General features: G+C 65.1%; 8 protein-coding genes and 1 tRNA gene. 7 read left to right on the top strand and 2 right to left on the bottom strand.

Going from position 1 to position 9700, the window contains the following annotated elements; translation table 11 throughout:
* The first annotated feature begins 8 nt into the window (after positions 1-8).
* Both folD and AC1DKD_RS35090 read left to right on the top strand, forming a co-directional pair.
* A complete protein-coding gene (gene folD, locus AC1DKD_RS35095; protein ID WP_428178366.1) occupies positions 9-860 on the top strand; it encodes a bifunctional methylenetetrahydrofolate dehydrogenase/methenyltetrahydrofolate cyclohydrolase FolD in 852 nt (283 codons plus the stop codon).
* 112 nt (positions 861-972) lie between these two features.
* Positions 973-3087, top strand: a complete 2115-nt coding sequence (locus AC1DKD_RS35090) for a M3 family metallopeptidase (RefSeq protein ID WP_477144308.1) — start codon at positions 973-975, stop codon at positions 3085-3087.
* Between the two features lie 43 nt (positions 3088-3130).
* Here AC1DKD_RS35090 and AC1DKD_RS35085 read toward each other — a convergent pair whose 3' ends face one another.
* On the bottom strand, positions 3131-4360 hold the full coding sequence (locus tag AC1DKD_RS35085; protein ID WP_477144307.1) for an MFS transporter: 1230 nt from the start codon (positions 4358-4360) through the stop codon (positions 3131-3133).
* 209 nt (positions 4361-4569) lie between these two features.
* On the opposite strand from AC1DKD_RS35085, the gene hutC reads away from it, so the two are divergent.
* From hutC to AC1DKD_RS35065, 4 genes are all read left to right on the top strand, one after another.
* Positions 4570-5283, top strand: coding sequence for a histidine utilization repressor (hutC, locus tag AC1DKD_RS35080; RefSeq protein WP_082095066.1), 714 nt, complete (start codon positions 4570-4572; stop codon positions 5281-5283).
* A gap of 227 nt (positions 5284-5510) precedes the next feature.
* Positions 5511-6308 (top strand): exodeoxyribonuclease III, encoded by a 798-nt coding sequence (gene xth, locus AC1DKD_RS35075; RefSeq protein WP_441636059.1) that lies wholly within the window; start codon positions 5511-5513, stop codon positions 6306-6308.
* An 83-nt stretch (positions 6309-6391) separates the two neighbouring features.
* Positions 6392-6841 (top strand): homoprotocatechuate degradation operon regulator HpaR, encoded by a 450-nt coding sequence (hpaR, locus tag AC1DKD_RS35070; protein WP_477144306.1) that lies wholly within the window; start codon positions 6392-6394, stop codon positions 6839-6841.
* Positions 6838-8646 (top strand): SulP family inorganic anion transporter, encoded by a 1809-nt coding sequence (locus AC1DKD_RS35065; protein ID WP_477110944.1) that lies wholly within the window; start codon positions 6838-6840, stop codon positions 8644-8646. Before hpaR ends, AC1DKD_RS35065 begins: the two co-directional genes overlap by 4 nt.
* Before the next feature lie 169 nt (positions 8647-8815).
* Here the strand turns inward: AC1DKD_RS35065 and AC1DKD_RS35060 are convergent, their stop codons facing one another.
* Entirely contained in the window at positions 8816-9079 is a 264-nt protein-coding gene (locus tag AC1DKD_RS35060) for a DUF1488 family protein (RefSeq protein ID WP_045240075.1), read from the bottom strand.
* A 290-nt stretch (positions 9080-9369) separates the two neighbouring features.
* Here AC1DKD_RS35060 and AC1DKD_RS35055 point away from each other — a divergent pair.
* Positions 9370-9445 (top strand) — tRNA-Lys (locus AC1DKD_RS35055).
* Positions 9446-9700: the final 255 nt, after the last annotated feature.

The following is a 9700-nucleotide window of genomic DNA, read 5'->3' as shown; positions in this document are numbered from 1 at the left end:
CCCATCCCATGCCCGCCCAATTGATCGACGGCAACGCCCTTGCCAAGCAACTCCGTACCGAAGCCGCCCGACGCGCCGCCAGCCTCACCGAACGCGGCCACCGGCCCGGCCTGGCCGTGGTCCTGGTGGGCGAAGACCCGGCCAGCCAGGTTTATGTGCGCAACAAGGTGAAAGCGTGCGACGACAATGGCTTCCACTCTTCCCTCGACCGCTATCCGGCCGACCTGTCCGAGGCCGACCTGCTGGACCGCATCGACACCCTGAACCGCGACCCGCATATCCACGGCATCCTGGTGCAGTTGCCGCTGCCCAAGCATATCGACAGCCACAAAGTGCTGGAAGCGATCGCCCCGGAAAAAGACGTGGACGGCTTCCACGTGGCCAATGCCGGCGCCCTGATGACCGGCGCCCCGCTGTTCCGCCCATGCACGCCTTATGGCTGCATGAAGATGCTGGAATCGGTGCAATTCCCGCTGCGCGGCGCCCGTGCGGTGGTGGTTGGCGCGTCCAATATCGTCGGCAAGCCGATGGCGATGCTGTTGCTGCAGGCCGGCGCCACCGTCACCATCTGCAATAGCAAGACGCGCGACCTGGCCGCGCATACCCGGGATGCCGATGTGATCGTGGCCGCCGTGGGCAGGCGCAACATCATCACCGCCGATATGGTAAAGCCGGGGGCGGCCGTGATCGACGTGGGCATGAACCGCGACGACAACGGCAAGCTGTGCGGCGATGTCGACTTCAACGGCGTCAAGGAAGTGGCCGGCTATATCACGCCGGTACCGGGCGGCGTAGGCCCGATGACTATTACGATGCTGCTTATCAATACGCTGGAAGCCGCCGAGCGCGCGGCCGGCTGAAGACCGCCCGCCGTGCGGCGCGCCCGCACGGCATGGCATGGCACTGGAAATCCTGCCGCCCCGCCCCAATGTGCGGGGTGTTGCCCTTACTGGCCCCGCCAAGAGAGACGCCATGGACCAAGCCGCCAACCAGGCCAATGAAGCCAACGCCACAACCGGTGCCAATCCGCTGCTGGATTTCACCGACCTGCCACGTTTCGCCGAGATACGCCCCGAACACATCGGGCCGGCGCTCGACGTGCTGCTGGCTACCGCGCAGGCCGCGGTCGACCGCGCCGAGGATCCCTCCACCCCTGCCACCTGGGCCAACGCCGTGGAAGCGCTGGAAGCCGCCACCGAGCCGCTCGGACGCGCCTGGGGCGTGGTCGGCCACCTGAGCGCCGTGGCGGATACGCCGCCGTTGCGCCAGGCGCACGCCGACAACCTGCCGCGCATGACCGAATTCTGGTCCTCGCTCGGCCAGAGCCTGGCGCTTTACGACAAGTACAAGGCGCTCGCCGCCAGCCCGGAATTCGCCACCATGAGCGCGGCCCGCCGCCAGTTGATGGAAAACGAATTGCGCGGTTTCCGCCTGGGCGGCGCCGAACTGCCCGAAGACAAGAAGCCCCGCTTCGCCGCGATCCAGGAACAGCAGGCCCAGCTGTCCAAGGCTTTCTCCGATCACGTGCTCGACGCCACCAACGCCTACGCGCTGCTGATCGAGGACGAAAGCCGGCTCAGCGGCGTGCCTGAGGACGCGCTCGAGGCCGCCCGCGCCGCCGCCGAGAAGGACGGCAAGCCGGGCTGGAAATTCACCCTGCACTTCCCGTCCTATTTCCCGGTGCTGCAATACGCGGACGACCGCTCGCTGCGCCAGACCATGTACGAGGCCAGCGTCACCCGCGCCTCCGAGCTGGCTCAGCAATACGGCCAGGGCAAGGCCGAATGGGACAACACGGCCAATATGCGCGAGCAACTGGCGCTGCGCCGCGAGGAAGCCCAACTGCTCGGCTACGCCTCCTTCGGCGAGGTTTCGCTGGTGCCCAAGATGGCGGAATCGCCGGCGGAAGTGCTGCGCTTCCTGGACGAACTGGCTGCCAAGGCACGCCCGTACGCCGAGAAGGACTGGACCGAACTCAAGGCCTTCGCCGCCGCCGAGCTCGGGCTGACCGAACTGGCGCCGTGGGACGTGGCCTACGCCTCGGAAAAGCTGCGCGAACAGCGCTACGCGTTCTCCGAGCAGGAAGTGAAGCAATATTTCCCGGAACCCCAGGTGCTCAAGGGCTTGTTCGGCGTGGTGGAGAAGCTGTTCTCCGTGCGCATCGAGCCCGACCAGGCCCAGACCTGGCACGACGATGTGCGCTTCTTCCGCGTGGTATCGCCTGAAGGCGAACTGCTGGCGCAGTTCTACATCGACCTGTACGCCCGCGAAGGCAAGCGCGGCGGCGCGTGGATGGACGACGCCMGTGGCCGAAAGCAGCTCGATGCTGGCCGCGTGCAGACCCCTGTGGCCTATCTGACCTGCAACTTCACGGCCCCCGTGGGCGGCAAGCCAGCGCTGTTCACCCACGACGAAGTGATCACGCTGTTCCATGAGTTCGGCCACGGCCTGCACCATATGCTCACCCAGGTGGGCGAGCTGGGCGTGTCCGGCATCAACGGCGTGGAATGGGATGCGGTGGAGCTGCCCTCRCAGTTCATGGAGAACTTCTGCTGGGAATACGAGGTGCTGGCGGACATGACCGCGCAGGTCGACAGCGGTGAGCCGCTGCCGCGCGACCTGTTCGAGCGCATGCTGGCTGCCAAGAATTTCCAGAACGGCATGATGACGCTGCGCCAGATCGTGTTCTCGTCGTTCGACATGCACCTGCACACCGACTTCGAACCGGCGGGCGAGAAGTCCGTGCTCGCGCTGTCCAGGGAAATCAACGATCGCGCCCACGTGGTGCCGCAGCACCCGCTTTCGCGCTGGCCGAATACCTTCAGCCATATCTTCGCCGGCGGCTACGCGGCGGGCTACTACAGCTACAAGTGGGCTGAAGTGCTGTCCGCAGACGTGTACGCCGCGTTCGAGGAGGCCGCAAAGCTCTCCGGCACCGTGCTGGACGCCGAGACCGGCGCGCGCTACCGCCGCGAGATCCTGTCCGTGGGCGGCAGCCGCCCGGCCATGGAATCCTTCACCGCATTCCGYGGCCGCGCTCCGCAGATCGACGCCTTGCTGCGGCACGGCGGCATGGCGGTGGCATAAGGCAGGGTAGGGGAAAGCAAGGAAGCGTAACGAAGAAAGCGGCTCATATCGAGCCGCTTTTTTCATGGCGGCCGGCACGGGCAATACACGCTACCGAAGCCAACGCGCAGCATCCGCTCGCTGCAATCGCGGCCGAATAATTGCCGCAGGTATCGAAGAGCCAGCCCGCGAAGCTACCGCCGGCCATCGCGGCAACCCCGACCGCGATATACAGCGCCCCGAGGATGGACCCGAGGTTGGCCGTGCCGAACCAGGTCGCGGCGAGCGCGGGATACAGGRAGATGCAGCCGCCGTTTGCCGCGCCGAACAGAATGGCGAACAGCGCCAGCGCGGGAAAGCTAACGGCACCGAGCCACACGCCGTTGAGTACGGCCAGCGCCAGGGTCAGGCACATCAGCAGCCGCCCTGGGCCGAGCCTGTCGCCGAGCCCGCCCAGCGACAGGCGGCCCAGGATATTGCCGACGCCCACCAGCCCGATCAGCAGGTTCCCGCCAGCGGAAGAGATGCCATGCTGCCGCGCATAGGGGTGGATATGAACCAGTGCGGCGAACAGGCCGACCGAGCCTAGCAGGATAGCAGCGAAGTACCACCAGAACCGTCCGCCGCGCGCCGCCTGCGCCAGGCTATGCCCCGCCTGCGGGCTGGCCTGGACGGCGCCTGGCAGGGAAGCAGCGCCATCGGGATGCAGGCCGGCCTCCTCCGGCCGCCCCTTCATTACCATTGCCATCGCCAGCCCGACCACCGCGATGACCAGTGCGAAGCACCGCATCGTTGCCTGCCAGGACATCTGCTCCATCAGCAACCCGGCCGCCACCGGTCCGGCAAACGTACCAAGCCCGGTGCCAGCCAGCGCCAGGCCCGAAGCTTTGCTGCGATGCCTGACGAACCAGCGCTGGACCGCCGTCACCGCCGGTACATAGACCAGGCCGACGCCCAGCCCCACCAGCGTGCAGAAGGCAACCAGRAACCACGCCAGTGAATCCGTGGCAATACTGGCAATGGCAAAGCCTAGCGCCAGCAGCACGATCCCCAGGGCAATAACCCGGCGCGTCGAGATCCGATCGGCCAGGGCGCCGGAGAAAACGCCCACCGCATAGTAAATCAGCGCGGTGAACGAAAACACGGAAGCCGCGGATGAGCTCCCCACCTGGAAGCCCTCCTGGATACTCGCAAAAAAGGCCCCGAACGAATACGCGGCACCGAAGATCAGAGCCAGCAGCATGTGTGTCGCGCCGACCACATACCACCCCTGAAAAATTTTCACCTTTGCCATGCCACCTCCGATAGCGCCTTCAGCGCAGCGCCCTTCTAATTTCACCCGGGAGTCACTTTCTTGTTGCTTATTCTTGTATATACAAGAAAGGACAACAAATCAACGAGTCGGGACTACCCTGACACGGGCCATGTCCTGGCGCCCTACTCCCTGGGAACCTTCGAAAATGGAAATTGGCTAGACAAGCCCGGTCAAGTAATATGCGTGCCATGACCTACCTGCCACCCGCCGCTGCCTACGCGCATATCAAGAATTACCTCAAGGAAGGACTCAGCGCCGGGCGCTGGCCGCCGGGCACGCTGATGCCGTCGGAGTCCGAGCTGGTCACGCAGTTCCGCGTCAGCCGCATGACGGCCAACCGGGCGGTGCGCGAACTGCAGGCAGAAGGACTGGTGGAGCGTGTACAGGGCGTGGGCACGTTCGCCACCCAGCCCTACCGCGCGTCGTCGACCCTGACCATCCGCGACTTGCACGACGAGATCACCGAACGCGGCCACCGCCATCGCTCGGACGTGCATATGGCGCGCGCCGAGGTGGTCAACGAGGCCCTGGCTCAGCGCATGGGACTGCCCGTCGGCAGCCCGGTCTTCCACACCCTGATCGTCCATAGCGAGAACGGCGTGCCGCTGCTGTGCGAGGACCGCTACGTCAACCCCGCCCGCGCGCCCGACTACCTGGACGTGGACTTCACCAAGACCACGCCCACCAATTACCTGCTGACCGTGGCACCGCTATGGGAGGCCCAGTACTCGATCGAGGCGCAACTGCCCACCGAGCAGGAGGCCGAGTTGCTGGGCATCAAGCCGGCCGAGCCTTGCCTGATCGTGGTCCGGCGCACCGAAAGCCAGGGCTCGCCGATTACGCTGGCGCGCCTGGTGCATCCGGGCTCGCGCTATGCCATCGAGGGCTCCTTCAAGCCTTGAGGCCGCGCCGGCTTGCGTCCAGCCGGGAATGTTTTTGCGTCGGGGTTGCGCTCGCCAGCCTGCTGTTGGGACAGCTTCTCATCGAGAACCACATCGCCGATCTGGCTTCCGTGCGCGGCAACGGCTTGCTCGCGCGCCACGCCGCTGTTCGTGCTTGCGGGCGGCGCCAAAGGGTTCCCGCCCTGTAAAATGCGTTTTAGATCTTTAGATCAACAGGACAAACAAAGATGAGAATCGCCACCTGGAACGTCAACTCGCTCAAGGTCCGGCTACCGCAAGTGCTGGACTGGCTGATCGAGCAGGAAAAAGCCGACGCGCCGATCGACGCCCTGTGCCTGCAGGAGCTGAAGATGCCGGACGACAAGTACCCGCTGGCCGAACTGGAGAGCGCGGGCTTCCACAGCGTGTTCACCGGCCAGAAGACCTACAACGGCGTGGCGATCCTGGCGCGCAACGCTAGCATGGCGGCGCCCAGCGACGTGGTGCGCAATATCCCCGGCTACGAGGACGCCCAGCAGCGCGTGGTGGCGGCCACCTACGGCGACGTGCGCCTGGTGTGCGCGTATTTCCCCAACGGCCAGGCGCCGGACTCCGACAAGTTCACCTACAAGCTGGGCTGGCTGCAGGCGATGACGGTGTGGCTGCAAGAGGAGATGGCGAAGTACCCGAAGCTCGCGCTGCTGGGCGACTTCAATATCGCACCCGAAGACCGCGACGTGCACGATCCCAAGAAGTGGGAAGGCCAGAACCTGGTATCCCCCCCGGAGCGCGACGCCTTCAGGGCGCTGGAGGCGCTCGGCCTGACCGATGCCTTCCGCATGTTCGAGCAGCCCGAGAAGAGCTTCTCCTGGTGGGACTACCGCATGTTCGCCTTCCGCCGCAATGCCGGCCTGCGCATCGACCACATCCTGCTGTCGCCGGCCTTGCGCGATGTGTGCAGCGCCTGCGTGATCGATCGCGTGCCGCGCACCTGGGAGCAGCCGTCGGACCACACGCCGGTGGTTGCGACGCTCGCCCTGGGTTAAAGCGGTATGCGCAAGTCCGCGTTCGGGATATCCGGGAAGCCACCGTCTCGCTTCCGGGCCGCCGCACAGCTACACTTGCCGGCATGAAACCGGCCACCTTCCGCCACCGCAACCTTCCCCACCTGCTGCTGCAAGCCCGCGAAACGCTGATGGCGGGCTTTAGGCCCATCCTGCGCCAGCACGGCATGACCGAGCAGCAATGGYGCGTGGTGCGCACCCTCAACGAGCAGGGCGAGATGGAGCCGAACCAGGTCGCCGACGCCTGCCTCATCCTGAGCCCGAGCCTGACCCGCATGCTGTCGAGCATGGAGGAAGCGGGCCTGATCCTTCGCTCCCGCTCCACCACGGACCAGCGCCGCCAGCTGATCTCGCTGACCGACAAGTGCCGCGCCGTGATCGCCGAGATGGAGCCGCTGATCGACCGGCGCTATGAGGAGCTCGAGCAGATGATCGGCGCCGAGCGGCTCGGCAAGGTCTATGGCGCGCTCGACGAACTGCTGGAAACCTTCACCGAGCGAGACCCGCGCGCATGACCGTGCCTGCAGCGCAAGGCGGAACAGGCGGCGTGCTTGGGCGCCTGCTGCCAGCATGGCGGCACCGCATAAGCCCGGCCTCCTTGCGCGCCGACCTGATCGCGGGCCTGCTTGGCGCCGTGCTGGTGCTGCCGCAGGGGGTCGCCTTCGCCACACTCGCCGGCCTGCCTCCACAGTACGGCATCTATGCGGCCGTCATCCCCTGCATCGTGGCGGCCTTGTTCGGGTCGAGCTGGCACGTGATGTCCGGGCCGACCAATGCCAACTCGCTGGCGCTGTTCGCCATGCTGAGTCCGGTGGCGTTTGCCGGCAGTCCGGAGTACATCAATCTCGCGCTCGCCGTCACCGTCATGGTCGGCTTGCTGCAGCTTGCCGTGGGCACCCTGCGCCTCGGTTCGCTCGCCAACTTTATCTCGCCCTCGGTGCTGCTTGGCTTCACCTGCGGCGCGGCGACGCTGATCGGGCTCTATGCGCTCAAGGACCTGTTCGGGCTGGCCGTGCCCACGGGCACGAGCGCCTTCGGCGTAGTGCGCTTCCTGCTCGACAACGCCGACACCATCAACTGGAGCGCGTTCACCGTGGCCGCGGTCACACTGGCGGTCACGCTCGCCGTCAAGCGCGTCTCGCGCCGGCTGCCCTTCATGCTGATCGGCCTGCTGGCAGGCTACGGCATCGCCCTGCTGCTCAATGCGCCGGGCTGGAGCGAAGGCGCGCGCCACGTCAACGTGGTTGGCCCGATACCGTCGGCCATTCCGCCCTTGCACGTGCCCGACATCTCCTGGCAGGCCATCCCCGACCTGCTGGGCATCGCCGCCGCGCTCACCATCGTGGCGCTCGGCCAGTCGATTTCGATCGCCAAGGCGGTTGCCCTGCGCTCAGGCCAGCACATCGACGCCAACCGCGAGTTCATTGGCCAGGGCTTGTCCAATATCGCGGGTGGCTTCTTCTCCGCCTATATCTCSTGCGGCTCGCTGAACCGCTCGATGCCSAACTATGAAGCGGGCGCGCAGACGCCGCTGGCCAGCATTTTCTCGGCCGTGCTGCTGGTCGTGCTGGTCACCGCAAGCGCACCACTGCTGGCCCGGATTCCGCTCGCGGCAATCGCCGCGATGCTGATGCTGGTGGCCTGGGGCCTGTTCGATTTCGCCCGGCTGCGCCGCATCGCCAGCCTGAGCCAGACCGAATTCGCCATCGCCGTCAGCACCTTTGCCGCCACGCTGGCCATCCGCCTGGAAATGGCGGTTCTGCTCGGCACCATCTTGTCGCTGGTTGCCTATCTCTATCGCACGTCGCGGCCGGCTGTGCGCAGCCTGGTGCCCGACGCGGACGATCCCGACCGCCGCTTTACGCCGCTGGACGAGTTGCACCGCCCGCAGCCGGAATGTCCTCAACTCAAGCTGCTGCGCATGGAAGGCGCAATCTACTTCGGCGCCGTCCAGTACGTCACCGACCGCCTGCACGAAGCACGCAGCGCCCATCCTGGACAGATCCACCTGCTTGCCATGACCAAGAGCATGAACTTCATCGACCTGGCCGGCGCCGAAATGTGGGAAAGCGAGCTGGCCGAACGGCGTGCCACCGGCGGCGACCTGTATTTCCACCGTCCGCGCACGCAGGTCCTGCAGACATGGGATCAGACCGGCTTTGCGCTAAAGCTGGGCGAGGGGCATATCTTCTCCACCAAGCGGCAGGCGCTGCACACCATCATTGCCCGCCTGGATCCCGCCGGATGCGCGCAATGCCAGGCGCGAATCTTCGAGGAATGCGCAAGCCGCCCGGGCGGRGCACTCCATGGCACGGCGTAAGAAAGAGTACGACTAGATCTGGAACGTGACCTGAACCCGGCAAGGCATGACCGCGGGAACGGAAAAGAGAAACGCCGGCGTGGAACCGGCGCCAGGCGGCGAGAAGCCGCAACAACATGAAACGTTAGCACGGGATCGGACCGATGACCGACCCGGCCTGAGACCCGTTTCAGAGCGGCGCCACATGGGCGCGCTTGACCACCACCGGCTGGGCTGCGCCCTGCTCGATCAGCACCACGGCGGCACGCTCRATTGTCTCGCGTCCGGCGCGGAAAGCCTCTTCCAGCGACAAGACCTGGTCGGCACTGAAGCCTTCCCACAGCGCTTCGCGCGTCACCACGCAGGTGACTTGTTCGCCGTTGACAACAGCGTGGAATAGCAAGCCTTCATTATTGATATCGTAGCGATCTTGCTCTTGGAATTTGATATCCATCGGTACAGCCCTCCATTGCAAGTGAAGATTCATCCTAACATGGGTCGGCCCGACTCGTCCGCAAAGGCCTACGCCTCGCTCGCCTCCAAGCATGACTACCGATGCACAAGGCGAGTTCCCATGGCATGAATGCATGGATCCGGTGCATGAAAAAGCCCCTGCGCCTTCGCATCGCTGCAGGAACCGGGGCAATTCGCACATGCCATACGTGGCCCTGCTCGCACAGGAAAGATTTCGCAGGGAGGGGGTTTGACAAACGCAAAAACGATGATACAATCTTTTTCTTCGTTGGGGCGTTAGCTCAGTTGGTAGAGCAGCGGACTCTTAATCCGTAGGTCGAGTGTTCGAGTCACTCACGCCCCACCAGCGAATTCTAAAAGCCGGAAGCAGCAATGCTTCCGGCTTTTTTCATTGGCGCATCATCTCCCCGCCCCCCCAAAAAAATCTCATCAAAAAGACATACAAAAAAAAAAGCCCGCGACAATTGTGGCGGGCTGAGAAGGGTCAGGGGCGTTCGGAGAACGTCCCGTCGCCTAGTTTGAATACATTGGAGACATGACGCAGCCCCACTCGAGTGGGGTCATGCGCGCGCCGCATCCGGGACTCGCATCAACCTGCGCT

It is taken from the genome of Cupriavidus sp. 05T313 (assembly GCF_056396665.1).
The sequence above is the reverse complement of the archived record's forward strand: the minus strand, read 5'-3'. Positions and strand labels throughout refer to the sequence as shown.